This window comes from Streptomyces sp. NPDC060000 (assembly GCF_042737375.1).
In the GTDB taxonomy this organism is placed as follows: domain Bacteria; phylum Actinomycetota; class Actinomycetes; order Streptomycetales; family Streptomycetaceae; genus Streptomyces.
Genome location: NZ_JBHWUU010000003.1, coordinates 38,882 through 63,268, shown reverse-complemented (window position 1 = coordinate 63,268; position 24,387 = coordinate 38,882). Strand labels below are relative to the sequence as shown.

Annotated in this window: 21 protein-coding genes, 1 tRNA gene and 1 pseudogene; 10 read left to right on the top strand and 13 right to left on the bottom strand. The window is 71.2% G+C overall.

All coding sequences use genetic code 11. The features are described from left to right. Nucleotides 1-81 precede the first annotated feature (81 nt). Nucleotides 82-948 (bottom strand): hypothetical protein, encoded by an 867-nt coding sequence (locus ACFWBB_RS03125; protein WP_385266193.1) that lies wholly within the window; start codon nucleotides 946-948, stop codon nucleotides 82-84. A gap of 244 nt (nucleotides 949-1,192) precedes the next feature. On the opposite strand from ACFWBB_RS03125, the gene ACFWBB_RS03120 reads away from it, so the two are divergent. The 3 genes from ACFWBB_RS03120 to ACFWBB_RS03110 all read left to right on the top strand — a co-directional run bounded on the left by ACFWBB_RS03120 (nucleotide 1,193) and on the right by ACFWBB_RS03110 (nucleotide 3,611). Further along, nucleotides 1,193-1,654, top strand: coding sequence for an ATP-binding protein (locus tag ACFWBB_RS03120; protein WP_385266191.1), 462 nt, complete (start codon nucleotides 1,193-1,195; stop codon nucleotides 1,652-1,654). Between the two features lie 169 nt (nucleotides 1,655-1,823). Beyond that, the gene (locus ACFWBB_RS03115; RefSeq protein ID WP_385266188.1) at nucleotides 1,824-2,768 is read left to right on the top strand and encodes an intradiol ring-cleavage dioxygenase; all 945 of its coding nucleotides are present in this window, start codon (nucleotides 1,824-1,826) and stop codon (nucleotides 2,766-2,768) included. A gap of 9 nt (nucleotides 2,769-2,777) precedes the next feature. After that, complete coding sequence (locus ACFWBB_RS03110; RefSeq protein ID WP_385266185.1) at nucleotides 2,778-3,611, top strand: triphosphoribosyl-dephospho-CoA synthase; 834 nt, start codon at nucleotides 2,778-2,780, stop codon at nucleotides 3,609-3,611. Between the two features lie 439 nt (nucleotides 3,612-4,050). Here ACFWBB_RS03110 and ACFWBB_RS03105 read toward each other — a convergent pair whose 3' ends face one another. From ACFWBB_RS03105 to ACFWBB_RS03090, 4 genes are all read right to left on the bottom strand, one after another. Further along, nucleotides 4,051-5,316, bottom strand: a complete 1,266-nt coding sequence (locus tag ACFWBB_RS03105; RefSeq protein ID WP_385266182.1) for an MFS transporter — start codon at nucleotides 5,314-5,316, stop codon at nucleotides 4,051-4,053. A 134-nt stretch (nucleotides 5,317-5,450) separates the two neighbouring features. Next, nucleotides 5,451-6,827, bottom strand: a complete 1,377-nt coding sequence (locus ACFWBB_RS03100; protein WP_385266179.1) for a PLP-dependent aminotransferase family protein — start codon at nucleotides 6,825-6,827, stop codon at nucleotides 5,451-5,453. Nucleotides 6,828-6,963: 136 nt separating this feature from the next. After that, nucleotides 6,964-8,457: an aminopeptidase P family protein gene (locus ACFWBB_RS03095; RefSeq protein WP_385266176.1), complete on the bottom strand. Its 1,494-nt coding sequence runs from the start codon at nucleotides 8,455-8,457 to the stop codon at nucleotides 6,964-6,966. Nucleotides 8,458-8,562: 105 nt separating this feature from the next. Next, the gene (locus ACFWBB_RS03090; protein ID WP_385266435.1) at nucleotides 8,563-10,089 is read right to left on the bottom strand and encodes a PP2C family protein-serine/threonine phosphatase; all 1,527 of its coding nucleotides are present in this window, start codon (nucleotides 10,087-10,089) and stop codon (nucleotides 8,563-8,565) included. A 524-nt stretch (nucleotides 10,090-10,613) separates the two neighbouring features. Between ACFWBB_RS03090 and ACFWBB_RS03085 the strand changes: the two genes are divergently transcribed. Continuing rightward, a complete protein-coding gene (locus tag ACFWBB_RS03085) occupies nucleotides 10,614-11,279 on the top strand; it encodes a bifunctional DNA primase/polymerase (RefSeq protein ID WP_385266173.1) in 666 nt (221 codons plus the stop codon). A 56-nt stretch (nucleotides 11,280-11,335) separates the two neighbouring features. Beyond that, a complete protein-coding gene (locus tag ACFWBB_RS03080; protein ID WP_385266170.1) occupies nucleotides 11,336-11,935 on the top strand; it encodes a hypothetical protein in 600 nt (199 codons plus the stop codon). A gap of 277 nt (nucleotides 11,936-12,212) precedes the next feature. Here ACFWBB_RS03080 and ACFWBB_RS03075 read toward each other — a convergent pair whose 3' ends face one another. The 3 genes from ACFWBB_RS03075 to ACFWBB_RS03065 form a co-directional block, all read right to left on the bottom strand. Further along, nucleotides 12,213-13,178: a DUF5926 family protein gene (locus ACFWBB_RS03075; RefSeq protein ID WP_385266167.1), complete on the bottom strand. Its 966-nt coding sequence runs from the start codon at nucleotides 13,176-13,178 to the stop codon at nucleotides 12,213-12,215. A 380-nt stretch (nucleotides 13,179-13,558) separates the two neighbouring features. After that, nucleotides 13,559-14,197, bottom strand: a complete 639-nt coding sequence (locus tag ACFWBB_RS03070) for an ATP-binding protein (RefSeq protein WP_385266164.1) — start codon at nucleotides 14,195-14,197, stop codon at nucleotides 13,559-13,561. Nucleotides 14,198-14,372: 175 nt separating this feature from the next. Then, nucleotides 14,373-15,209 carry a glycerophosphodiester phosphodiesterase gene (locus tag ACFWBB_RS03065; RefSeq protein ID WP_385266161.1) on the bottom strand — a complete coding sequence of 279 codons (837 nt, stop codon included), beginning with the start codon at nucleotides 15,207-15,209 and terminating at the stop codon, nucleotides 14,373-14,375. A 303-nt stretch (nucleotides 15,210-15,512) separates the two neighbouring features. Here ACFWBB_RS03065 and ACFWBB_RS03060 point away from each other — a divergent pair, with 303 nt between their 5' ends. After that, nucleotides 15,513-17,153 carry a S1C family serine protease gene (locus tag ACFWBB_RS03060; RefSeq protein WP_385266158.1) on the top strand — a complete coding sequence of 547 codons (1,641 nt, stop codon included), beginning with the start codon at nucleotides 15,513-15,515 and terminating at the stop codon, nucleotides 17,151-17,153. Nucleotides 17,154-17,517: 364 nt separating this feature from the next. Here ACFWBB_RS03060 and ACFWBB_RS03055 read toward each other — a convergent pair whose 3' ends face one another. Next, complete coding sequence (locus tag ACFWBB_RS03055; protein WP_385266155.1) at nucleotides 17,518-18,069, bottom strand: hypothetical protein; 552 nt, start codon at nucleotides 18,067-18,069, stop codon at nucleotides 17,518-17,520. 649 nt (nucleotides 18,070-18,718) lie between these two features. Here ACFWBB_RS03055 and ACFWBB_RS03050 point away from each other — a divergent pair. After that, on the top strand, nucleotides 18,719-19,825 hold the full coding sequence (locus ACFWBB_RS03050; RefSeq protein WP_385266432.1) for a hypothetical protein: 1,107 nt from the start codon (nucleotides 18,719-18,721) through the stop codon (nucleotides 19,823-19,825). Nucleotides 19,826-20,076: 251 nt separating this feature from the next. After that, nucleotides 20,077-20,376 (top strand): hypothetical protein, encoded by a 300-nt coding sequence (locus ACFWBB_RS03045; RefSeq protein WP_385266152.1) that lies wholly within the window; start codon nucleotides 20,077-20,079, stop codon nucleotides 20,374-20,376. Between the two features lie 31 nt (nucleotides 20,377-20,407). Here ACFWBB_RS03045 and ACFWBB_RS03040 read toward each other — a convergent pair. Continuing rightward, nucleotides 20,408-21,127: pseudogene (locus ACFWBB_RS03040) on the bottom strand (ISAzo13 family transposase); the annotation flags it as partial. Nucleotides 21,128-21,344: 217 nt separating this feature from the next. Here ACFWBB_RS03040 and ACFWBB_RS03035 point away from each other — a divergent pair. Continuing rightward, a tRNA-Ser gene (locus ACFWBB_RS03035) sits at nucleotides 21,345-21,431 on the top strand. 135 nt (nucleotides 21,432-21,566) lie between these two features. Here ACFWBB_RS03035 and ACFWBB_RS03030 read toward each other — a convergent pair. The 3 genes from ACFWBB_RS03030 to ACFWBB_RS03020 all read right to left on the bottom strand — a co-directional run bounded on the left by ACFWBB_RS03030 (nucleotide 21,567) and on the right by ACFWBB_RS03020 (nucleotide 23,360). Continuing rightward, complete coding sequence (locus tag ACFWBB_RS03030) at nucleotides 21,567-21,887, bottom strand: hypothetical protein (protein ID WP_385266149.1); 321 nt, start codon at nucleotides 21,885-21,887, stop codon at nucleotides 21,567-21,569. 164 nt (nucleotides 21,888-22,051) lie between these two features. After that, complete coding sequence (locus ACFWBB_RS03025; protein ID WP_385266146.1) at nucleotides 22,052-22,261, bottom strand: hypothetical protein; 210 nt, start codon at nucleotides 22,259-22,261, stop codon at nucleotides 22,052-22,054. Nucleotides 22,262-22,472: 211 nt separating this feature from the next. Continuing rightward, the gene (locus ACFWBB_RS03020) at nucleotides 22,473-23,360 is read right to left on the bottom strand and encodes a bifunctional DNA primase/polymerase (RefSeq protein ID WP_385266143.1); all 888 of its coding nucleotides are present in this window, start codon (nucleotides 23,358-23,360) and stop codon (nucleotides 22,473-22,475) included. Between the two features lie 374 nt (nucleotides 23,361-23,734). Between ACFWBB_RS03020 and ACFWBB_RS03015 the strand changes: the two genes are divergently transcribed. After that, nucleotides 23,735-24,031 carry a hypothetical protein gene (locus ACFWBB_RS03015; RefSeq protein ID WP_385266140.1) on the top strand — a complete coding sequence of 99 codons (297 nt, stop codon included), beginning with the start codon at nucleotides 23,735-23,737 and terminating at the stop codon, nucleotides 24,029-24,031. Nucleotides 24,032-24,387 lie beyond the last annotated feature (356 nt).

The following is a 24,387-nucleotide window of genomic DNA, read 5'->3' as shown; positions in this document are numbered from 1 at the left end:
GGCGTGGGCACGGACGTGCGCACGCGCGCGTGCCGCACGACGGCGGCCGCCCCCCAGTGGTGGAGTGCTGGTCGTGTCGTGTCAGGCAGCGAGGACGAGAACGGTCACGTCCGGCGGGCCGCGTCTGATCACCGAGTGCTGGAGGGCGGTGGTGCGGGGTGGGCGCGCCGCGAGCAGGGCGGTGCGCGGGACGCGCGGTCCCGCCGCGGGGGCGGTGGGCAGCCCGGCGAGCAGGGCGCGCACCAGCGCGAGCGCCCCGCGCAGAGAGCGCACGAGCGCCCCCTCGGCGACCCCATGAGCCGACAGGGCGAGCAGCCGCAGCAGGGCCGTGTCGCCGCGTCGCAGCAGCCACCCGGCGGCGACGGCGGCGAGCACGTGGCCGAGCAGCATGGGCAAGGACGGCAGCAGGGACATCGACGAGCCGGCGGTGGTCAGGGCGTCCGCGGGCTGGTGCGCGGAACTCATCCCGCTCATGCCGCTCATGTCCGTGCCGTCACCGGTGGCGCCGCCACTCGGGTAGAGCCGCGCATCGATGAGGATCTTCTGGGCCCGGGCGGGGCTGATCGCCGCCGCCGTGGCCCCGCACACCAGCCGGGCCGCCCGTTCGACGAGCGTGGCGTCGGACACGGCCGACGACGCGGTGAAGACGGAGGGGGAGGAAGTGGAGACGGAAGCGGTGTGCTGACCGAGCCCGAACAGCGTGTGCAGCACGGTCTGCCCGGTCGCGAGCAGTACCGCGATGCCCGGCAGCGACCGCTCGCGTCCGGCGAGCGGCATCACGACCGCGACGACCCCCAAAAATCCCGCGCCCAGCGTCCACAGCGGAACCGTGGCGCAGGAGGCCATGGTGTGCCCGGCCGCGGCCAGCACGACGCAGACCGCGGCGAACACCGAGGCCCGCAGCAGCCGTAGATCGCGACCAGAGCGCTCGCTGTGGGGGGCAGTCATGGCGGGCTCATCATCGCACTGGCTTCACCGCGGTCATACGGCAGGTCCACAAGGTTTGCGTACGATGCGGAAGATCACCTTCTGTGATGACTGGTACGACTGATGACCCCTGAGTCCTACATACACCGATTTCAGGGCTGCGCGCATCCCCCATATGGGCGGCATCACGTGGAATTCACGCTTACGCGGGGCTTCCAGGGGCAATACGTATCGGTATGTCGAGCCGCGGCCTGGAGGCTGGAGCATGAGCATCTGGTGGTCACTCCATCTGCGGCGCGACGCCGCGAGCGTGCCGCTCGCCCGCCGCCTGCTGCTCGGCACCATGGAGACGGCGGGCGTCGATCCGGACGTCTGTTACGACCTCTCCGTGGCCCTGAGTGAGGCCTGCGCCAACGCCGTTGAGCACGGCGGGGACATCGCGCACGGCGGCTGTTCGGAGGCGTACCGCGTCACCGCGTACCTCGACGGCGAGAAGTGCCGCATCGAGGTGGCCGACTCGGGGCCGGGGTTCACGGGCGGGCGCACAACCCGTGCCGGCCGCTCCGTCCACTCCGACACCTATGCCGAGCACGGCCGCGGCCTCTACCTCATCCAGGAACTCGCCGATCACGTCCATATCGGCAACAAGCCGGGACGCAGCGGCGCGGTGGTGAGCTTCGACAAGATCCTCAAGTGGCGCAAGGACGCTCCTCTCATGACTGTCTGACCACCCGTCAGCCCGGATCGGCTCCGGTCGGTCCCGCGGGAGCGGATCCTGGCCGGTCAGGACGGGCAGGAACCCTTCGCGGAGCGGGAGTTCAGCTTTCTCAGCACTCACAGGTTCCTCTCAGCCTTCCCCCATGCCGCTGACGGGTGGCGTTCCTACGTTCATGTTCATGACGGGAAACCACAAAGACACCACCCTCACCCGGCGCCGCGCCCTCGCGGTGACCGGCGGCACGGTCGCGGCCGGCGGCCTCGCCGTCGCCGGTTACCAGTCGGCCTTCGCCGATACGGCCACGGACGACGGGGCGAGCGCGTCGGCGTCCGCGACCTCCGCCTCGACGAGCAGCAGCTGCATGACGCTGATGACGAGCGTCACGGAAGGGCCCTACTACCTCGATGGTGCCTTGGTGCGCAAGGACATCACCGAGGGCAAGAGCGGCGTGCCGCTGACCCTGCGCCTCACCGTCGTGGACGCCACCGACGGCTGCACGCCGGTCTCCGGCGCCGCCGTCGAGATCTGGCACTGTGACGCCTGGGGCTACTACTCCGGCTACACCACGGCCAACCCCGGCGGTTCGGCCCCGGCGGAGAGCGAGGACGGCTCCACCGCCAACGACAGCACCTACCTGCGCGGCTACCAGATCGCCAACGCCAACGGGGTCGTCAAGTTCGAGACGATCTTCCCGGGCTGGTACACCCCGCGCACCTGCCACATCCACCTCAAGGTGCACACCGGCGGCCAGAAGGAGGACGGCACCTACGAGGGCGGCAAGGTCAACTACACCGGCCAGCTCTTCTTCCCCGACGACATCGCCGAGGAGATCTTCACCCTGGAGCCCTACTCCAAGCACTCCGGCAGCTACACCGCCCTCGACAACGACATGGTCTACGACGGCGGTGGCACCTCCAGCGGCCTGCTGACCCTGAAGGCCGTGCACAAGGCGGACCCCTCCAAGGGCTACAAGGGGTCCATCACCCTGGGTGTCGACCCCGACGCCGAGAACACCGGCGCGGGCGGCGGAAGCGGCGGCGGCACGCCCCCGAGCGGTGCGCCCGGCGACGCCCCGACGGGCACTCCGCCAAGTGACGCCCCGTCGACCGCCGCGTCCTCATAAGGTCGGTACATGACAAGCCGTGAGGACGAGGCGCTCGCGCGGGCCGCGGTGGCCGCGCTGACGGGGCAACTGGCCCTGGCTCCCAAGCCGGGCCTGCCCGACCCACGTGACCTGGCGGCCCGCGTCACCCGCAGGGACCACTGCGGGCTGCGCTGGTCGGCCAAGGCGCTCGCACCCGGCCTCGCGGCGATGGCCGCGGCCGCCCGCCGCACCGGCGAACCCACGCCCCGCCTCCGCGCGGAGCTGGGCGCGATCGGGAGGTGCACCGAGCACTCGGTGGGCCTCACCGGCGGCGGGCACCGGGGTGCGCTGTGGACGCTCGGCCTGCTGGTCGCGGCGGCTGCCCTCGACACCCGCGCGCGGGGCGTCGAGGTCGCCGCGACCGCCAAGCGGATCGCTGCCCACCCCGACCGGGCCGCCCCACGAAGGCCCTCGCGGGGCGCCACGGTCTCGGCGAAGTACGGCGCGGCCGGCGCCCGCGGCGAGGCACGCGCCGGATTCCCGCACGTACGACGGGCCCTGGACGCGCTCGCCACGGCCCGCTCGGCCGGCGCCGACGAACCCGAGGCCCGGCTCGACGCCCTGCTCACCGTCATGTCCACCCTCCAGGACACCGAACTCCTGCACACCGCGGGCCCCCTTGGACTGCGCCATGTGCAGGCCGGCGCCCGCGGCATCCTGGAGGCGGGCGGCACGGCGACCCCGGCGGGCCGCGCTGCCCTCGCCGACCTCGACACCGACCTGCACGCGCGCGCGTGGAGCCCCCGCGGCAGCGCGGGCCTGCTCGCGGGCGCGCTCTTCGTGGACTCCCTGCCGGTCGCCGTCCTCACCCGGGCGGCTTGACGGGACGGCGGCGGCCGGCGAGCCGGGGCGGTCGGTGGGCCGGGGCGGACGGCACGGCACGGTCCGCGCGTCCTCGGTGCGGTGCGGTGCCCGCAGGCCGACGGCCGGTGCGCGGTGTTCGAAGGCCGACGGTTGTCATCGCCCCTCGCCCCTCGCGCCCGGGTGCGGGCTTCGCCCGCCGGCGGCCGACAGCGCCCCGGCGGACCCGGCCGGGCACCCGGCGGCCCCGGCACCCGGCCGGCCCGTCGCGGTCCGCGCGCGGAGCGACGTCCAGGACGGCGCGGCGCCACGTCGGCCCGGGCGCAGCATGCCCTCCGCGTCGTCAGCCGGGCGGCGGCCCAAGCGCGATGCCGCGGTGCCGTGGTGCCTCCGCGGGATGCCGAGGCGCCCCGTCGCGGTGCCCCGGCCCCTCGTCGGCACCGCTTCGCGACGGGCGCCGTCAGCCGATCGGGATCAACCGCGCGGCCGGCTCCGTCTTCCGGGCGGCCGCGGCACGCCGGGCCGCCGGACCCATCGCGTACGACGCCCCGACCATCGCCGCGCCGAGCAGCAGCCAGCCCGGTGTGCCCCATTCGACCAGCAGCCAGGTCAGGACCAGGGGGCCGAGGGTGCGGGCCACCGTGACGCCGGTGCCGAACAACCCCTGGTACTCGCCGACGCGGTCGGCCGGGGCCAGGTCGAAGGAGAGCTGCCAGGAGCCCGCGGACTGCCCCATCTCCGCAGCCACCTGAAGCACCGACCCGAGCACCAGCACGCCCGCCGCCACCCACGGCGAGGCGCCCTCGGACAGTGCGAACACCGCGCACGCGGCGCACATCACCCAGCCCGCACGACGCACCGCGCGCGTGGCGCTCGCCAGTCCCGTCACGCCACGCGCCGCCCGCACCTGGAACACCGTCACCGCGGCGGTGTTGAGCACGAACAGCGCGGAGACCAGCCAGGCGGGCGCCCCGGTCCGCTCGGTGATCCACAGCGGCAGCACGAGACTCAGCAGCGGCATCCGCAACAGCAGCACGGTGTTCAGGAGCGCCACCAGGGCGTACGGCCGGTCCCGCAGCACCCCCAGGCCGCTCCCGCGCGGGCGTACGTCCCCGGGAGCCACCCGGGGCAGCCCGGCGAGCAGCAGCGCGCACACCAGGAAACTCACCGCGTCGACCACGAACACCCCGAGATACGCCGCCCGCGTCCCGGAGTGCAGCGCGAGCCCGCCGAGCCCGGCGCCGACCGCCAGACCCGCGTTCAGCGTCGCCTGGAGCCGGGCGAGCAGCCCCGTCCGCTCCCCGGCGGGCACCAGCGCGGCCAGCAGGGCCTGGCGGGACGCCGCGAGCCCCGACTGCGCGGCGGCGTACCCGCACGCCACGAGGACGAACGGCACGAATCCGCGCACGAGCGTGAAGGACGCCACCGCGAGCCCGGTAGCGAGCGCCAGCAGCACCGCCGTCCCACGCGCCCCGCGCCGGTCGGCCAGTCGCCCCAGCGGCACCCCGGCCAGCGAGCCGACCGCCCACCCCAGGGTGAGCCCGAGCCCCACGCGCGCGGGGGCGAGACCGATCACCTGGGTGAAGTACAGGGCCGACGTCGTGTAGTACGCGCCGTCCCCGACCGAGTTGCCCAACTGGGCGAGAGCGAGCAGGCGCTGAGGTGAAGTCCGCCGCGAGGGACCCTGCCTCGGGGGAGTCCTGCTCGGGAGAGTCTTCGTCGTCATACCCACGACGCTAGAGACCGGGTGGACCGCTCGGCAGAACCACTTCGACAGCTTTTCAGTGGCCCAATCCACCAGGTCCAATCCACAGGCGGTGTAACCACCAGGAGGATCCGGCAGGCGGTCGAGCCGGCGGCTCAGTTGCCGTCCAGCACCTGCACCAGCGTCTCCAGCGCCTCCGGATACACCCGCTCCCGGGGTGTCCCGTAACCCACGACCAGCCCCTGCGACCGTCCTTCGAGGCCGTCGCCGGTGGCGTGCCAGTGCTCGCCGAGACGGCCCACCGCCAGCCCCTCGGCCTCCGCGCGCGCCAGCACCTCCGCCTCGTCGCCGACCTCCACGAGCGCGTGCAGCCCGGCCGCGATCCCGCGCACGCCCCGCTGCGCTCCCACCCGGTCGAGGAGCAGGTCCCTGCGGCGGCGGTAGCGCAGCCGGCACGCGCGTACGTGACGGTCGTAGGCATGGCTGTCGATCAGCTCGGTGAGCGCGAGCTGCCCGATGGACTCGGTGTGGTGGTCGCTGTGCAGTTTGGCGTCGGCGACCGCGTCCACCAGCCGCGGCGGCAGCACCATCCAGCCGAGCCGCAGCGCCGGCCCGAGCGTCTTGGAGGCGGTGCCCAGGTAGACGACCTGCTCCGGCGCCATCCCCTGGAGCGCGCCGACCGGCTGCCGGTCGTAGCGGAACTCCCCGTCGTAGTCGTCCTCGACGATCAGCCCGTCACGCGCGCGTGCCCACTCCGTCAGCGCCCGTCGCCGCCCCGGGTGCAGGGTCACTCCGGTCGGGTACTGGTGCGCGGCCGTGACGACCACGGCTCCGGCGTCGCCCAGTTCCCCGACGCGCACCCCACGCCCGTCGACCGGCACCGGCGTCACGGTCCCGCCGTTGCGTCGTACGACCTCGCGGTGGAAGGGCAGCCCCGGGTCCTCCATCGCGATCCCGGCGCCGCCCAGCACGCGCGTGAGGAGCGCGAGACCCTGCACGTACCCGGAGGTGATCACGATCCGCTCCGGCGGTGCGATGACACCCCGCGCCCGTCCCAGATACCCCGACAGAGCGGTGCGCAGCTCGATGCGGCCGCGCGGGTCGCCGTAGTCGTACGCCAGTGAGGGCGCCGTCGCGATGGCCCGGCGCAGCGCGCGCAGCCAGGCCGCGGCCGGGAACGCCCCGACGTCCGGGCTGCCGGGCCGCAGGTCGAAACGCGGCTCACGCGCGCGTGCGGCGGTGCCCGGCGGTTCGGCGGCGGGGGACGGCAGCGCCGCGACCCGGGTGCCCGAGCCCTGCCGCGCCGTCAGATAGCCCTCGGCGACCAACTGGTCGTAGGCGGCCTTCACCGTGTTGCGCGAGATGCCGGTCTCGGCCGCGAGCCTCCGGGTGGCCGGCAGCCGGCTCCCGGGCGCGAGCCGCCCCTCCCGTACGGCGTCCCGCAGAGCCCGCTCCAGCCCGGCCCGCCGCCCCTCGCCGGCGTCGGGCTCCAGATGCAGGTCGACGCCGACACCGGACCAGAAGTCGTTCACGCGGTCCCCCTGGACATGATTTCCCCTGGATACGAGTCCCACCTGGACAGCCGTCGTTCCGGGGCGGGAGCGCGGGAGCCGCCCGGACAGGTGAATGGCCGGGCACCCATCGGTACCCGGCCATCGATCGGCGTTGTCAGTCCTTCAGCGAAGCCATCCAGGCCTCGACCTCGTCGGAGCGGCGCGGCAGGCCGTCCGACAGGTTCCGGTTGCCGTCCTGCGTGACGAGGATGTCGTCCTCGATCCGGACGCCGATCCCCCGGTACTCCTCGGGCACCGTCAGGTCGTCGGCCTGGAAGTAGAGGCCGGGCTCGACCGTCAGCACCATGCCCGGCTCCAGCGTCCCGTCGACGTACGACTCCACGCGCGCGGCGGCGCAGTCGTGGACGTCCATGCCGAGCATGTGACCGGTGCCGTGCAGCGTCCAGCGGCGCTGGAGGCCGAGCTCCAGAACCCGCTCGACGGGGCCCTCGACCAGGCCCCACTCGACGAGCCGCGCGGCCAGCACGCGTTGTGCGGCGTCGTGGAAGTCGCGGTACTTGCCGCCCGGCCCGACGGCCTCGATACCGGCCTCCTGGGCCTCGTACACGGCGTCGTAGATCTTCTTCTGGATCTCGCTGAAGCGGCCGCTGATGGGCAGCGTGCGCGTGATGTCGGCGGTGTAGTACGTGTGCGTCTCGACGCCCGCGTCGAGCAGCAGCAGGTCACCGGAGCGGACCGGGCCGTCGTTGCGCACCCAGTGCAGCGTGCAGGCGTGCGGGCCGGCGGCGGCGATGGTGCCGTAGCCGATGTCGTTGCCCTCCACGCGCGCGCGGAGGAAGAACGTGCCCTCGATGTAGCGTTCGCTCGTCGCCTCGGCCCTGTCGAGGACCTTCACGACGTCCTCGAAGCCGCGGACCGTCGAGTCGACGGCCTTCTGCAGCTCGCCGATCTCGAAGTCGTCCTTGACCAGACGGGCCTCGGAGAGGAAGACGCGCAGCTCGGCGTCGCGTTCGGCGGTGACCTTGTCGGTCAGGGCGGCCTCGATGGCCGCGTCATGGCCGCGCACGACCCGCACCGGGCCGGTGGCCTCGCGCAGCTTGTCCGGCAGCTCGCGCACGTCGGCGGCCGGGATGCCGTACAGCTTCTCCGCCTCGGTGAGCGAGTGCCGGCGGCCGACCCACAGCTCACCCTGCCCCGACAGCCAGAACTCGCCGTTCTCACGGTCGGAGCGCGGCAGCAGGTAGATCGTGGCCTTGTGGCCGTCGGCGACGGGCTCCAGCACGAGGACGCCGTCCTCCGTCTGGTTGCCCGTGAGGTACGCGTATTCGACGGAGGCGCGGAAGGCGTACTCCGTGTCGTTCGAGCGGGTCTTCAGGTTGCCCGCGGGAACCACCAGGCGCTCGCCGGGGAAGCGCGCGGACAGCGCGGCGCGGCGGGCGGCGGTCTCGGCGGCCTGGGCGATCGGCTCCAGGTCCCGCAGCTCCGTGTCGGCCCAGCCCGACTTCATGCTCTCGGCCAGCTCGTCGGAGACGCCCGGGTACAGGCCGTTCTTCCGCTGCTTGATGGGCTCCTCGGACTCGGCTTCCGGGCCCGCTGCGGTAGCAGCGTCTTCCGGTACAGCCGGGGTGAGCTCGTCGGCCACGGTCATCCTCCTAGATACGGCACTGGACCCCCTCCATCGTACGGTCGTACGTAAGGGGGGCCAGGGCCGAAGGACCTGTCGCCGGGCCGGTCACCCGATGTCACCGCCGCCCTACTCGAAGCGGGCCGCCAGCAGCACCACGTCCTCGTCACTGTCCCGCTCGGCCGCTCCGTCCGGCAGAAGTGTGCGCAGCACGTGGTCGGCGATCGCGCCCGGGTCGTGCCGCAGGGGCTTCGGGACCCCGGCGGCGGCCGCGTGCAGCCGGGCGAAGGCGCGGTCGACGGGGTCGCCGGTGCGGTGCAGCAGGCCGTCGGTGTAGAGCAGAACCGTCTCGCCCGGCTCGGCCTCCAGCTCCACGCTCGGCGCCTCCCAGCAGGCCAGCATGCCCAGCGGGGCGGAGACGGAGGTCTCGACGAACTCCGTACGCCGCTCGCCGAGCACCAGCGGCGGGCAGTGCCCGGCGCCCGCCAAGGTGATCTTGCGCAGGGCCGGTTCGCAGTAGGCGAACAGGGCGGTGGCGGACCGCGCGGGCTCGGTCAGCCGCAGCAGCAGCTCCAGGTCGGACAGGACCGCGACGGGGTCCTCGCCCTCCATCACCGCGTACGCCCGCAGGGAGGCGCGCAGCCGGCCCATCGCGGCGACCGCGCTCGGCCCGGACCCGGTGACGGACCCGACGGCCAGACCCAGCGCGGCGTCCGGCAGCGGCAGCGCGTCGTACCAGTCGCCGCCCCCGCGCGGGCCGGTGCGGTGCCGGGCGGCGAGCTGGACGCCGGGCACGCGTGGCAGGCGGGAGGGCAGCAGCTCCTCGGCCATCGTCTTCATGCACGCGCGTGTGCGCTCGACCTCCAGCAGCCGCGCCAGGTGCTCGCCGGCGTACCGGACGTACAGGCCGATCAGGTGGCGCCGGCGCTCACCCGGCTCGGCGGGCTCGTCGTAGAGCCATACGGCGGCGCCCAGGCGGCCGGAAGCGCCGTCCGCCTCCAGGGGCATCGCGTAGCTGGCGGCGTAACCGAGGCGGGCGGCCACCTCCCGGTGGCGAGGGTCCAGGCCGTCCTCGGCGAACAGGTCGGGCTCGGCGATCTCCCCCTCGCCGCCGGGCAGCCCTTCGAGGATGCGGCCGTAGGACAGGGCGCTGCGCGGCACCGTCTCGATATGGCCGAGGTCGGCGCGGCCGAGGCCCAGTCCGATCATGGTGTCCGGTCCGAGCCGGTCGGCGGGCTCCAGGACGACGAGACCGCGCCGGGCGCCCACGAGGGCGGCTCCGGCGCGCAGCAGCTCCTGGAGTGCGTCCGGCAGTGTGTCCGTGCGGGTCAGGCGTTCGGTGAGTTCGTGGAGGGTGGTGAGATCGGAGACCCAGCCGGCGAGCCGGTCGGTCAGCAGAACTCCGGGGCCTGAGGAACCGGAGGAGGCCGCAGGGACCGTCGGAGTGCCCGCGGTTACGGGCGCGGGCGCGACAGTGTGTGCGGGCGAGGGAACCGTTGAATCGATTCCGGCCACTTTCGGAGGGTGAGGGGCGTTCATGGCGTCCGGCTCTCGGACCGGAGCGTATTGCTCAAAAGCATCGCAAACCCCCATGTCATTCTGCGCCGCTAGCGGTGTCTCCACATGTACACGCACTCGTGAGGGGATGTCCAGCATTGTCCTGCTGGGATTGCTGGTGTCCGTGGGGTCTTTGGGAGAATCGGGCACAGTTCTTCCGGCTCCCTTGCGGAATTGTAAACTTGGCTTAAAACTGCCTCGGGTAACGGGTGATTGCGGTCGACTGGGCTTGCTCCACGGAGCGTCACAGCGGTCGTGATGGGTACGTACTCGGTAAGGGCCAGGGGTCGTTGGGAGCTCGTAGGGAGCCTCCCGGAACCTGGTGACCGGCCCGGGCGTCATAATCATCGACGACCGTGCCCCATCCTCCCGTGGCGGAGGCGAAGAGAAATACGCGCGACGTCAAACGCCAGACTTCGCCACCCCACGCCATGCCCAGGCATTAGATGGACGCAAGTCGGACGGAGTGGCCGCGGAAGCAGCCACCGCTCGACCCTGAGGGGCCCCCCTTGTCTCATGCAGGGGTGTGATGCGCCAACAGGTACGCACAGTGAAGTGATCGACACATGATGTGATGTGGCCCACGGTGTTGCCAGCGGTGCAACGGAAAGGAACGAGCGCTCATGCGCGAGATCCTCGGAAAGCGACGCAGGCTCCTGTCCCAGTCCAGCGACAGAGGACCTGAGTTGATCGACTCGGCCCTGACCTTCGCTACGGACTGGCAGTGGCCCGTCCTCCCGGGCGTGACGGCCGACCCGCAGGGGCGTTCCCGCTGCGGCTGTCCCGACCCGGAGTGCACGGTCCCCGGTGCTCACCCCTTCGACCCCGGCCTCCTCGCGGCCACCACCGAAGCGCGCATGGTGCGCTGGTGGTGGACCAACCGGCCGACCGCACCGATCATCCTGGCCACCGGGGGCACGGCCCCCTGCGCGGTCAGCCTTCCCGCCCTCGCCGCCTCGCGGGCACTCGTGGCCCTCGACCGGCAGGGCATCCGCCTCGGCCCGGTCGTCGCCTCGCCCACCCGCTGGTCGGTGCTCGTCCGGCCGTACACGATGGAGCAGCTGGGTGAGCTGCTCTACGCCAAGGACTTCGTGCCCGGCTCCCTGCGCTTCCACGGCGAGGGCGGCTACATCGCGCTGCCCCCGTCCGAGACGGGCCGGGGCGACATCCGGTGGGAGCGCGCGCCGCTGCCCGGTTCGGCCTCCCCGTGGGTGCCCGACGTCGAGGCCGTGGTGGACGCCGTCGTCGACGCCCTCACTCGTACGGGTGTGAGCGCGCCCGAGTTGTAGGGGTGTCGGGCGCGCACCGGAAAGCACACCGGCGTTCGCCCTCTATCTTCCGCTACATGAACCTTCGTCTCCTCGCCCTCGGGGGCGCCGTGGCAGGCGCGATCGCGCTGCCTCTGGCCATGGCGTCCGCGGGGCCGGTCGGCGACGAAGGACGTGCGGCCGACCTGGCCGAAACACATGTCGCCGCCGAAGCGGCCGGCTCGCGTGCCGCCGCCGGGGCCGCCGGTACGCGTGCCGCCGACGGTACGGATCCCAAGGCGCCCCCCGTAGAACCCTCCCGCTCCCCGCTGCTGCTCGGCGTGGGGCTGGCCACCGCCGCCCGCTGCGGTCCCGAGCTCACCTCGCCCGACGGTGTGGAGGCGCAGACCTGCGTGCTGTCCCAGGGTGAGGACACCTGGGCGCGCGCCTACTACCGCAACGCCACCGGACGTGCCCTGGAAGCCTTCCTGAGCCTCATGGGGCCCGAGGGTCACACCGTACGGACGCGCTGCTCGGTGGGCGCCGAGGACGAGCCGGGATCCTGCGAGACACCCCGTGAGCGGACCCGGGGTGAACTGGGGTCGTACACGGCGGTCGCGGAATTCGCCCGATCGGCCGGCGACGGACCGCTGCTGCTTCGCTCCGGGAGCAACTCTCGGACCGGAACGGGCAGTTGACGTACGACCGCAGCGTCTGAACGCGGCCGGACACGTAAAAACCCGGTTGCTGGCGACGGGGGATGCACCAGCAACCGGGCAACTCGAACGGTAACAAGAGATCCGCTCCACGCAAATTCGATCTCTTGTTTTGGTCGGTATTCCGGACACCGCGGAATCGGCGCTTCTGGCGCCGACTCACCTTGCGCGGACGGCAGTTGTGAGCGGAGTCACGCCGTCCGTCGAGACCCGGAGGGCTGACCGGTCGGTCGGTCCGGCCGGACTGCGGCCCTGTGCGTCAGCTGAGTGTCACCTGTCGGTTGGTCAGGCCGCCACGCGCGCGACGCTCGTCGGCCGTGAGCGGTGCGTCCGACTCCAGGGCGGCGACGAGCCGCTCGGCGAACTCGGCGGCCGGCTTCTCCACATCGTCCGCGGTGACCGCGCTCGGCAGGTCCCAGACCGGCACCGTCAGGCCGTGCGCCCGGAAGGAGCCCACCAGACGCGTGCCCTCCCCGAGGTTCGAACGGCCCGCCGCGTGCAGCCGCGCGAGGGCGTCCAGGAGCTGCTCCTCCGGGTGCAGCATGACCCAGCGCAGGTGGTTCTTGTCCGGCGTCTCGCACCAGTACGCGGCATCCACGCCGGTCAGCCTCACGGTCGGGATCGCCGCGGCGTTGGCCCGCTCCAGGGAGGCGGCCACCTCGGGCGCGGCGTTCTCCGGGTCAGGCACCCAGAACTCGAAGCCGCTGTGCACAACTGGCTCGAACGCGCCTTCGGCGTCGAGCAGATCCTGCATCCGCGGACCGTCGGCCGGGGCGCGGCGCGCCTGCACCGGAGTGCCGGGATCCGCCTCCAGGGCCCGTCGCAGGGTGTCGGCCAGGTCGCGGCTGATGTCGCCCGACGGCGTGTCGTTCTGCAGGCCGAGGAGCACCGAGCCGTCGTCGCGGCGCAGGGCGGGCCAGGCCATCGGCAGCACCGTGGCGAGCGTGACCGAGGGGACGCCCTCGGGCAGGCCGCCCCTCAGCGTCAGCTCGACCGTGGCGGCCGGCACCAGCTCACGCAGCGCGACCCAGTGGCCCTCGCCCGGCAGGCCCTCGAAGGGCCGCTGCACCAGCTCGGTCACGGCATGCGCGGCGGCCCTGCCGTGACAGGCCTTGTAGCGGCGGCCGCTGCCGCACGGGCAGGGCTCCCGCGCGCCGACGGCCGGGATCTCCGCGTCGGTGAGCTGCGGCCGCTTGGCCTTCGTCTGGGGTCGCTTCTTGGCCACTGGGTGTCTCCCGGGTACGGCTCGTCTGGTACGGCGGGAGCCTAGCCGTTCGTACGCTCCGTCACGGGAACCTGTGGACAACGCGGGGGTCGTGGACGAGCGAGCGGCGACGGACAACGACCGGCGACGGGGGGACAGCGACCGGCGGCGGGGGACGGCACGGACCAGGGACGGCCGGTACGGGACAGCGAGGACCGGCGAGGACCGGGACGGCCGGTACGGGACAGCGAGGACCGGCGAGGACCGGCGAGGGCCGGGGAAAGCGGGTGAGGACCGGCGAGGGCCGGGGAAAGCGGGGTGAGGCCCGGCGACGGCCGGGGGCGCCCCGCCAGTAAGGGAAAGCGGGGCGCACCGTCCGGGCCTCGTCGGTCCTCGTCGCTCTAGTCCAGGTCGTCGAACGCGTCCGCGAAGTCCAAGCCGGGTATCGACGCCACCGACGGGGCCCCGACCCGGGACGCGAAGTCGTCGCGCCGACAACCGGCGTCGGGGTCGTGGACGTCCGTGTGGACGACGACCCACACCGTGACCTCACCGCGGGCGTCGTTCCGTACGCCCCAGTCGTCGGCCAGTGCCGTGATGATGTTGAGCCCGCGGCCGCCGTGCGCGGTGACGGAGGGAGTGGCCGGGGCCGGGCGGGTCGGGCCGCCGCCGTCGGTCACCTCGACCATCAGCCGGCCACCCTGGTCGACACGCCACGCGGCCCGGACGTCTCCGTCCCCGGCCAGGGCATCGCCCAGCGGCCTGCCGTGCTTGCACGCATTGCTCAGGAGTTCGGAAAGGATCAGTACGGCGTCGTCGATGACCGATTCCGAAACCCCACCACTGCGCAGCTGATCGCGCATGCAATGTCTCGCGTTCCCCACGCCCGCAGGGCCATGGGGTACGGCCATGCTCGACGACGCGGGCACCTCCCGTGCCACCACCAACGCCACCCCCGAGACCTCCTTCGCCCCACGCCACGGTGTGAATGCCCCATTGGCCTGTACCGGAAACCGGCCAATGCGGCCCCGGCGACGCATTCGTCATGATCGAACACGGACCGAACGCGCCGGAGCACTCCCTGTGAGGGGCCTGTCAGTGAGTGGCTGAATTTGGACGGTATGGCTGAGAACGGAGGATGCTGTAGACGCGCTGTGAGGTCAAGAGGTGTGGATGGGGCTTCTGGGACTTCTGTGACTTCCTCCAGGCGCGGGCTCAGCGGCCGAGCCGTCGCAGCACCTCGCCCGGCCGGTTGGTGATGATGGCGTCGATGCCCAGGTCGACGCAGAGATCGACGTCCTCGGATTCGTTGACGGTCCAGACATGCACCCGGTGGCCGGCCGCCTTGAGGCGCTCGATGTACGCCGGGTGGTTGCGCACGATCCGGATGGAGGGGCCGGCGATCCCGACCCCCGCGGGCAGTCGCCCGTCACGCAGCCGGGGCGAGACGAACTGCATCAGGTACACCGTCGGCACGGTGGGTGCGGCGGCACGCACGCGGTGGAGGGAACGGGCCGAGAAACTCATGATCCGCACCGGGGACTCGGCCGCCGAGGCCGGCGCGTCCAGGCCGAACCGCTTCAACAGCACCAGCAGCCGCTCCTCGACCTGTCCGGCCCAGCGCGTCGGATGCTTGGTCTCGATGGCCAGCTCCACCCGTCGCCCCGCGTCGGAGACGAGCTCCAGCAGGCGCTCCAGGGTCAGGACGGAGGTCTCCGCGCGGTCCTCGGGCCGGACCTCCCAGTCGGGATCCTCCTTGCGCGCGTGCCAGGCCTCGCGGGCCTCCCGCGTCTTCCAGGAGCCGAAGTCCAGCGCCGCGAGGTCGGCCAGTTCCAGGGCGGAGACCGCCCCGCGGCCGTTGGACGTACGGTTGACGCGACGGTCGTGGACGCAGACGAGATGGCCGTCCGCGGTCAGCCGTACATCGCACTCGAGGGCGTCCGCACCGTCCTCGATCGCCTTCTTGTACGCGGCCAGGGTGTGCTCGGGGGCGTCCTCGGAAGCCCCGCGGTGAGCGACGACTTGGATGTGGTGCTGCCGTGCGTGGGTCACCGCGTCATGGTGCCACCGGCGCCCGGTCGTCTGAGAACCCTCTGAGATGTTTCGACGATGCGCACTTATTGTTCGTAATGACCCATATAAGGAATGGCCATGGACCCACAGCCACCGCTTATGGTGCTCTGACGGCCCGTGGGAAAAGCTGAGACGTACAAAAGCGCACGCACAGCTTCAGCGCGCGGGGTCGACTGCAGAGCGTGCGACAAAGCGTGAAAAACGCGGACGAGCACGGACGAGTATGACCCAGTGTTACCCAGTGCGACCGACGACAACAGCCGTGGACCGAGGAGAAGAGCTGTGAGCACCGAGAACGAGGGCAAGAGCGAGGGCACTCAGGTACCCCCGGCCCCGTCCGCACCCCCCGTGCCGGTGGAATCTCCCTCGGCCTCCCCGCAGGCGGCCGTGCCCGACGCCGGCGCGCCCATGGCCCCGCTGCCGACGGCGCCCGCGCAGGCACCGGATGCCGGCGGTGCGCCCGCCGCAGCGGGTGCACCCGAGGGCCACTGGCCGCCGCCCACCGCGCCGCAGGGAGCACCGGCCCCGGCCGACGGCCACTGGCCGCCGCCAACCGCTCCCCAGGCGCCTCAGGCGCCTCAGGGAACCCCGGCGGCCGCCGGGGACGACTGGCCGACCCCCGTTCCCGCCACACCCCTGTACGCCGACTCAGGCGCGGGCACGCACGCGTACGGCTCCGGCGCCCCGGCCGCCGCAGACACCGGTGGAGCCGGTGGCACGGGAGGAGCCGGCGGCTTCGGTGGCCCGGGTGGTCCCGAGGCGACCGCCTGGGGTGCCTCCTATCAGCAGCCCGCGCCCAAGTCGGGCCGTGGCCGCGGTGGGCTCATCGCCGCGATCCTGGTCGCCGCGCTGGTCGCGGGCGGCCTGGGTGGCGGGCTCGGCTACACACTGGCCAAGAACGACGACAACACCGGCTCGACCACCGTCTCCGCCTCCACCAACGGGGGCGACGTCAAGCGCGAGCCGGGCACGGTCGCCGGGGTCGCCGCCAAGGCGCTGCCCAGCACGGTCACCATCGAGGCCGAGTCCAGTAGCGGCGAGGGCGGCACCGGCACGGGCTTCGTCTTCGACACCCAGGGTCACATCGTCACCAACAACCACGTCGTCGCGGACGCGGTCGGCGGTGGCAAGGTGACGGCCACCTTCCCGAACGGCAAGAAGTACAACGCCGAGGTCGTCGGGCACGCCCAGGGTTACGACGTCGCCGTCATCAAGCTCAAGAACGCCCCCTCGGACCTGAAGCCGCTCACCCTCGGCGACTCCGACAAGGTGGCGGTCGGCGACTCGACGATCGCGATCGGCGCCCCCTTCGGCCTGTCCAACACGGTCACGACGGGCATCATCAGCGCGAAGAACCGCCCGGTGGCCTCCAGCGACGGCACCAGCAGTGCCGCCTCCTACATGAGCGCCCTCCAGACGGACGCCTCGATCAACCCGGGCAACTCCGGCGGTCCGCTGCTGGACGCCTCGGGCAATGTCATCGGCATCAACTCCGCGATCCAGTCCACCGGCAGCGGCGGCCTGGGCGGCACCACCCAGTCCGGCTCGATCGGCCTCGGCTTCGCCATCCCGATCAACCAGGCCAGGTATGTCGCCCAGCAGCTGATCAAGACCGGCGAGCCGGTGTACGCCAAGATCGGCGCGTCCGTCTCCCTGGCGGACTCCACGAACGGCGCGAAGATCACCGACACGGCCGAGGGCGGCTCCTCCGCGGTCGAGTCGGGCGGCCCGGCGGCCCAGGCGGGCCTCAAGCCCGGCGACGTCATCACCAAGCTCGACGACATGGTGATCGACAGCGGCCCGACGCTCATCGGCGAGATCTGGACCCACCAGCCCGGCGACAAGGTCGCGATCACCTACGAACGCGACGGCAAGACCCACACCGTCGACCTCACCCTCGGCTCCCGCAAGGGCGACAGCTGACACCGACGGCGGGCCGAGCCACCACCCGTCCGACCCACGCGCGCGTACCTCCCCGGTTCAGCACCGACCGACCCACACGCGCGCGTGCCCAGAAGGGGTGCCAGGACGCGTAAGCGTCCCCGCGGGCAGGATCCCGCCCACTCCACAGGTCATAGACGTGCTGTTCAGAAGGGGTGCCCCTCGCGAGGGGCACCCCTTCGGCGTGGGGCTGTTCACCTTGACGTCTCCGAGCTTTGGAATCGCCTCGTCTTCCGGCCGACACGTGAGCACGAAGGGCTGTCCCGTACTCGATCTCAGGAACGTGCGCTGACCTGCTCGCCGTGAGGGCACGGACGGGACTGTGCAGGCCGGTGATGCCGAGGACTCAGTTCTGGTTCACGGGCCAGACTGCCGCCGGATTGCAGTGTGCCGGGCACGCCAGCAAGTAGACCTCGTTGCCGAGAAACAGCCCGTAGGTGTCGGCCCCAACGCTGTAGGGCTGCTCTGGTTGGCCAGGATGGACGGCGAATTCCATGCCTTCCGGGACCTGACAGAGGTACTCCAGATCGGCGCCGCACACGCACTCGTAGTACTCGGGATCCTGCGCCCAGGACGGTGTGCCGCCCACCTTGAACGACTGGGCTCCGAGCCCGCGCGGGTTGGGGGTCTCCACGAAGGGCCGAAGCCTCAGCGGCAGTGCGCATACGGACGGCTCGGGCTCCACAGTCGGAAACACCGCGTGTTGCTGGAGGAGTATGCGCCAGAACGGACGAGGGTAGGGCAGTTGCGGAGCGTCCCAGTACTCGGGTACCAGCCGGCCATCGGCAAACTCGGGTTCGGACGCGTCGTTGTGCGCACGGCAGTGGAAGACCAGTAGATGGTCTCCACCGAAAGGCCCCAGGTCCAGAGGCACGTCGAGCTGGAAGAACAGGGCCATCCGCTCCCCGCAGAAACACGAGGGCCACTCCTGTGCGTTGCCGAGGAAGGGCCAGCCGCCAACGGAGTTCCGCGTGGGTCGCTCCAGCGGATCGGACCCGACCTCGATCGCGTGAGCAGGCAGCGCCGCCCGAATCTTCCCTACATCCCGTCCGACCATCCGCTCACCCTAAGGCTGCCCTGTGACTGCTGATCGTGGGTGAGAAGGTCTGGCTGTGACTGGTGTGATCACGGTGTCCGGACCATCCTGGCTGCTGACCGTGCTCCGACACGAGGATGCCGCGGTGGTGCGACGGGCAGCCGTCCGGGACTCCCCTTGGAGGACCGTCTCCTGCTCGGCGCGACCTACTGGCACATGAACTGCAATCACTTCGCGGCCGACCCACGTCTGCATCGACTTGAAGATCGATTACCGGACAGCCCTCAGGCTTCCAGGTGGCAGGGTGGTTCTCGGACGCGGTGGCTTTGTCTACGAGAACGAGAACGGGCAGCAGATGTTCACCACTTCGGGAGGCACTCGCCACATCGATGATTCGAACGGTGACGCTTCCCATCGTGGCGGTGCACGGTCCCGCGCGGCGGATGAAAACACGTTGGCCGGTCCGCCGCAGAGCTGCGACGATGCCCCCCGTTTCTCTAGCGGAGGGCATTTGTTCGTTTTCGTGTGTGCTGGGTGTGGCGCCAGGCTGACCAACCCGCTGTCTCAGGTAGAGCTGCCGGCCCACGCCCATCAGAAGTACGGGAACGGGATTCAGCTCCCGGTCCTCATGGAGTCGGGCACGTTTGCCGTGGAACCGGAGCCCTGGGGGCACCCGTGGCGGAGGTGGGAGGAGATCGATCCAGACGAGGCGGCATCCCGCGGCATCCACGCTCCGGTCTACGCCTTGTCCGGCGGCCCACCCGGCACCATCGTCATCGCACCCGGGGATACCCGCGGCACCGTGCTCGTTCCGGAGCAGGCCGGCGGCTACTGCTGCGGCCTCGACTGGGGTGACGGTCTCAACATGGCTTGCGAGGCGTGCGGCCTGCCCGTGGCGAACCGCATCGACGACTGCTCACTCTGGCAGGCGGTCTGGCTCGCGCCGTACACCGTGCACCGCCTGCCCGTCGACAACGCCGACATCGCAACCCTCTCCTGGGCGGAACTTTTGGTGGAGGGAAGGGTCACGCCCCCGAGCGTGCCGATCACGAGATGGGGCTCACTGCTCGGGCTGGACCACTGGTGGTCATGGAGCCCGCAATGGGAGGCGGCAGCCGGCCGGGCGCTGGCCCACCTGCTGGCCGCCTCGGATGGCCGGCCGGTGGCTGTCCCGCACGGCCTGATCGCGGAAGTGTTCCAACGCGCCCTCGACGTCCTGCTGCCCGCGGTCCAGCCGACGCGGCGCGCCGTCCTGGCCGGACCCGGACTGCCCGCCCGCGACACGGACGCCGACATAGTCATCGTGCCGACCCACCCACAGACGGGGGAAGTCTGGAGCCCGGCCGGCCCGGCCGCATCGGCATACCCGGTGCCGCTGCCGTTCGGGGTGTGGATGTGGATGGCCTTCCCCGAGCCACACCTCCACCTCCCCGTCTCAGGAACCATGCCCGACGGCGTTCTCCGCGACGACCCGCCCGCGCCGCGTCCCCACCACCTGTTTCGGGCCGACCCGGGAACCTTCCAGCACACGTTGGTTCGGTTGCCGGCCGTCCGCAGCCCGTGGCTGCGCGAGATCCTGGAGAACCTCACGCACCACATGCGCGCCGGCCTCTTCTAGCCGACTGGCAGGGGGCGCCTGTACTCACTCTTCGGAACTGCCGCAATCGAACAGAGGCGGTCAGGGGCGCCTCCCGAAGTGCTGAACATCTGCCGTCCGTTCTCGTGGACAAGTCAGACGCGGTGCTGACCAGAGCGGTGGCTCTGGGTAGTGGAACGGACGAGAGCCAGGAACCTGCTGGTCAGCGACCTTAGGTATTCCTTTCGGATCTTCGTCCCGAAGGCGTCAGGGAGAGCGATACAGTGCGCGCCGTGAACATACTCGGTTGGTTAGTCCGGACCGCTCTCGGTCTGGCGGCCTTCATGCAGGTCGTCGCCCTCGTTCCAGCCATCCGTCGACTGCGCGGATCCGAATCCGCGACGCGTCTCAACGCGCGCCTTGACCTGCTAGAAATCGTCGGTTCCCTGCTGACATTCAGCGGCCTGCTGCTGCGTCCCGTTGTGACGGGATTCTGGTACTGGCTTGCCCTCACTGGCTTCGCGCTCATGACCCCCGTTTACGCCGTGAAGGGGGTTCACTGGCTCCGCACTCGCCGCCGCCCCACGGCCTGACCCAATGGGCAGCTCCTAGCGCGGTCCGTTAGCCGGTGTCCGCCGCCAGATCGTAGATGCCGTAGGGGACGGCCTTGCCCAGCTGCGAGTCGGCGAAGTCATGGACGTTCACCGGCACCGGCTCACCCGTCGGCCGCCACTGCCGGCCGTTGTTCTTGAACTCGCCGACGAGTTCCTTCTTCTTGGTGTCCACGCTGATGACCGGCTGGCCAGCGTCCCGGTGCTCGCGGGCCCGCTCGTTGAGATAGCGGAACTGAGCGTCCCGGTCCGGGTGCTGGCTGCCCTCGATGGTCTTGGCATTGGCCTGCAGGCTGAACCCTTCCTCCCGCAGCAGGCCAGCGACGGTGTCGGCGCTGACACGGTGCCCGGCCCGGGTCAGCTCGCGCGCAAGCGTGCGGGTGGACTTCACCGTCCACCGCAGCGGCGACATCGGATCACCCCGCACATCCGGCTCAACCAGCGCCAACAGTGCCGGCCGCAGCCCCGGATCAAGATCCGCGACCCCCTTGCGGCCCCCGCCCGGACGCCGCACCCGCCCCAGCGGCTCCTCACCGGCCTCGAGTTCGAACACGCCCTTGCGGACCGTCGTCTCGCTGACCGCAGCGGCCTGTGCCACGGCTCGGACACCGCCGTGCCCCAGGCCCCGGGCCTCCGCAGCCATCAACAGCCGTCGCTGCCGCTCGTCCAGATGCGGGAGCAACACCGCGAACTTCACGACGAGTTGGTCACGAGTCTCATCCGGGATGCGCACACCACACCAACGAGCCTCAGAACGGGAAGCAACACCTTGATTCCCTGCAAGCCCTCAGGCTTCCAGGTGGCAGGGTGGTTCTCAGACGCGGTGCTGACCAGAGCGGTGGCTCTGGGTAGTGGAACGGAGCCAGTGGACCCCGTGTGGGCCACGCCCCCCGAGCATCGTCCGCGCCCGGTAGTCTGTACCCGCTCCACCCCAGGTGGGCCGGGGCGCAGGTGGGTTGCCCGAGCGGCCTAAGGGAACGGTCTTGAAAACCGTCGTGGCAGCGATGTCACCGTGGGTTCAAATCCCACACCCACCGCGCAGGTCAGAAGCGTTGCAGGTCAGAAGGGGTGCCACTCTCCGGAGAGGCACCCCTTCGGCGTGATCCTGTCTCACCCTGACTCGCCGGTATCCCACCTCTGACCAGCGCGTGCGGCCGACCTGCGGCCAGGATTCACGGCTCCGCCGTCAGGTCGGCGACGGTGTCGGGAAGGTCGTCGTCGTGGGTGTCGGCTACGAGTTCGGCAAGGGTGAAGTGGGCTTGGCCCGAGTAGCCCCGGTGCATGACGCGGACGAAGTAGCTGCGCTCAGAGACGCGGAAGACTTGTCGTCTCTGGCGCTTGATCGACTTTGGTCTGGAAGCCTTCTGGAAGGCGTCGACAGTGTTCAGTAACGCGGCCAGGGCTTCGCTCTCGGTCCCTTCGGGTTCGCTGTGGATGTAGTACCGAGAGGATTCCGCGTCTCCGTGAGCTACCACGATTGCCCAGCGGGGCATGGTGTTCTCCAGTCCGTGAGGCAGCGTGAGCCGCGAAGTCACACGGTCGCGTCGCATAGTCGGCCCGCACCCGGCATAGGGCGTGGTGGCCTTGGCGCGGAGAGATTATCGGAGGAAGGAGGGCCGGGAGCCCGCCTTTGGATCTTCCGTGACCCACGAGGCTCCTAGGCCTCGTGTTCCACCAGCCCCTGCTCGATCAGCGCATTCATCCTCACTTCCTCGCCGTCCAGAACCTTGGCGTAGTAGCGCTGAAGCACGGCGACGCTCTGCCCCGCACGGCGGGCAGTCTCGGCGAGGCTCACCCCGGAGCGGAGCCAGAAGGGCACGCACGCGTGCCGCAGGTCGTACGGGATGGCGGCGGGGGGAGAGGCCACGTGCGCGGCAGTGAGTACCTTGCGGCGAGCCTCCTTCCCACACCTCCTTCCCACACCGCGCCGTACTCCTGTGATCGGACTGGACCGCCCCGTACGGCGCGCGGTAGGAGGGCCCTGGCTGCACGGTGATTCGGGGTCCGCGGAGCTGAGCGAAGCGGGCGGATCAGAAGGGGTGCCCCTCCCTGGAGGGGGTTGTCTCCGTGTTGCTGGCTCATGCTGTGCGGCGGGTCATGCGGGCCGCTGATGTGATGGTTGAGCGGGCCTCGCGTTCTGGTAGGCCGGTGCGGACGGCGGCGTCGGTGAGGGCGTCGGCGAGCTGGTCGCCGATGTCGTCCTCGTAGGCCCGGCACGCTGCCCAGAACAGGCGGGTGTTGCGCCGGCCCTCGTGGGCGGCCAGGACGAACTGGACCAGGCCCTGGCCGTGTGCGCCGCCCGCCGTGGAGCCGGGGCCGGGGCGGCGGGAGCGCGGCGGCGGCAGCAGCAAGCGCAGGAGGGAGCGTGGGCAGGGCGCGGGGGTGAGGTGGGCGGTGCCGGGGGTGGTGGCGTAGACGCCGTGGTCCGTGCGGGAACCGGGGCCCACCAGGTAGCCGCCGGCGCCCCTGATGTCGATGCCGGCGGCGAGGCGGCCGGCCGAGTTGGGGACCACGACCTCCGGCGGGCCGGTGAGCCAGAGGTGCCGGCCGCCGGACGGCGTCAGGACGACGACCGTGGGCGGGATGGTGAAGAGATGGCGCAGGGCCAGTTCGCGCAGGGCGGTCGTGGAGTCGGTGCCGGACTTCGTGTCCAGGTCGACGCCTATGAGGTGGTGCGGGGGCAGGCCGCAGGCGATGCCGTAGCCGGTGGCCCAGGGCGCGGCGGCGAACAGCTCACGGACTCGGGCCGGGTCGGTGGAGGCGTCGTACACGCCGTGGCCGGGGCGACCGCATTCGCCGTGGCAGGGCGGGCCCGTCGGTTCGGGGGCGTCCCGGTGGGGGGAACGCAGGGCCGGGAGTTTCGTCCGGGACAGGGGGATGACGGCCAGGCCGCGTTCGGCGGCCGACAGGGCGTGGGCGAGGGCCAGCGTGGTGGCCTGCCGGGGATACCGGTCGGTGGTGGCCATGGGTCAATGATCGTACGTATGTTCGAAAAAGGGAAGAGGGGTGCGTGACGACGCGCCGAAGAGCGGTCGGTCGGCCGGAAAAACTGCCGTAACGCTTCACCGCTTGTGGGGCCTGGGGGACGGATGCCCGACTTGCCGGGGATTGTGGGCTCCCGGATGGGAAAAGTGGTGCTAGGGGTTTATCGACATGTCATCACGCTTGAGTGCTAATCATGGCTTCCGGGCTGGTTCACCGGGGATCCGGTGGGCAATTCTGATCTCGCGACGTCGTCACAAGGGCACCAGGGTGGTCGGCCAACTGCCCACGTGTGAGATGTAGTTCGTGCATCACACGCACTTCGTGTACTTACGTACTTCCGTTCTGGAGGAACAACATGGCAAGCATCCGTACCGTCCGCGTCATCGCCGCCGTCTCCGCCCTTCCGCTGGCGGCCGCCCTCTTCGCCGGCGTCGCGGTGGCGGACAACGGATCGAACGCGGGTGTCGCGAGCATCGTCGGCAGCGGGGTCGGCCACGACAACAGGGGCAACTCGTCCACCACGCAGCAGAACGCGGTCGGATCGGGGGCGTCGAACCAGAGCAATAGCGCGCAGGTCAACGGGTCCGCGTTCACAGCGGTCAATCAGGGCAACAGCAACGTGGCGGTCGCCTTCGCCCCGCTGTGGCGGTGACCTGAGAGGGGTCCTGGGGTCCTGGGGGCCTGGGGCCTGGAGGTTGTGGGGGGCCTGGGGGGTTGTGGGGGTCGGCCCGAGGGGGCGGGGGTCTGGGGTGGGCGGGTGGGGTCTGAGGGGGACCCCGTCCGGCGACTGTCCCAGGGGAACTGCGCGCCGGGGTGTGGTCTGTGGGGCGGATGAGCGTCTGTGCGACGGTACTTCGGTATCGCCGCACAGACGTTTTCGTGCGTGACGGTTGGCTGGAGGGCGCGTTCCTGCTGCCCTTGCTGCCCCTCCCGACCTTGACACGAGTCTTTATCTGACGGACAGTCAGAAACCATTCGGGCGGGTCGGCTTCTCCTGTGCCCGGCGCT

Excerpts from the sequence above, each read along its gene's own strand:
- ACFWBB_RS03070 (WP_385266164.1), bottom strand. The coding sequence starts at position 14,197 with ATGCGTCGCCGGGGCCGCATTGGCCGGTTTCCGGTACAGGCCAATGGG.
- ACFWBB_RS03120 (WP_385266191.1), top strand. The coding sequence starts at position 1,193 with ATGAGCATCTGGTGGTCACTCCATCTGCGGCGCGACGCCGCGAGCGTG.
- ACFWBB_RS03080 (WP_385266170.1), top strand. The coding sequence starts at position 11,336 with ATGAACCTTCGTCTCCTCGCCCTCGGGGGCGCCGTGGCAGGCGCGATC.
- ACFWBB_RS03055 (WP_385266155.1), bottom strand. The coding sequence starts at position 18,069 with ATGGCCCTGTTCTTCCAGCTCGACGTGCCTCTGGACCTGGGGCCTTTC.
- ACFWBB_RS03105 (WP_385266182.1), bottom strand. The coding sequence starts at position 5,316 with ATGACGACGAAGACTCTCCCGAGCAGGACTCCCCCGAGGCAGGGTCCC.
- ACFWBB_RS03030 (WP_385266149.1), bottom strand. The coding sequence starts at position 21,887 with ATGCCCCGCTGGGCAATCGTGGTAGCTCACGGAGACGCGGAATCCTCT.
- ACFWBB_RS03090 (WP_385266435.1), bottom strand. The coding sequence starts at position 10,089 with ATGCTGGACATCCCCTCACGAGTGCGTGTACATGTGGAGACACCGCTA.
- ACFWBB_RS03020 (WP_385266143.1), bottom strand. The coding sequence starts at position 23,360 with ATGGCCACCACCGACCGGTATCCCCGGCAGGCCACCACGCTGGCCCTC.
- ACFWBB_RS03115 (WP_385266188.1), top strand. The coding sequence starts at position 1,824 with ATGACGGGAAACCACAAAGACACCACCCTCACCCGGCGCCGCGCCCTC.
- ACFWBB_RS03095 (WP_385266176.1), bottom strand. The coding sequence starts at position 8,457 with ATGACCGTGGCCGACGAGCTCACCCCGGCTGTACCGGAAGACGCTGCT.
- ACFWBB_RS03085 (WP_385266173.1), top strand. The coding sequence starts at position 10,614 with ATGCGCGAGATCCTCGGAAAGCGACGCAGGCTCCTGTCCCAGTCCAGC.
- ACFWBB_RS03015 (WP_385266140.1), top strand. The coding sequence starts at position 23,735 with ATGGCAAGCATCCGTACCGTCCGCGTCATCGCCGCCGTCTCCGCCCTT.
- ACFWBB_RS03125 (WP_385266193.1), bottom strand. The coding sequence starts at position 948 with ATGACTGCCCCCCACAGCGAGCGCTCTGGTCGCGATCTACGGCTGCTG.
- ACFWBB_RS03110 (WP_385266185.1), top strand. The coding sequence starts at position 2,778 with ATGACAAGCCGTGAGGACGAGGCGCTCGCGCGGGCCGCGGTGGCCGCG.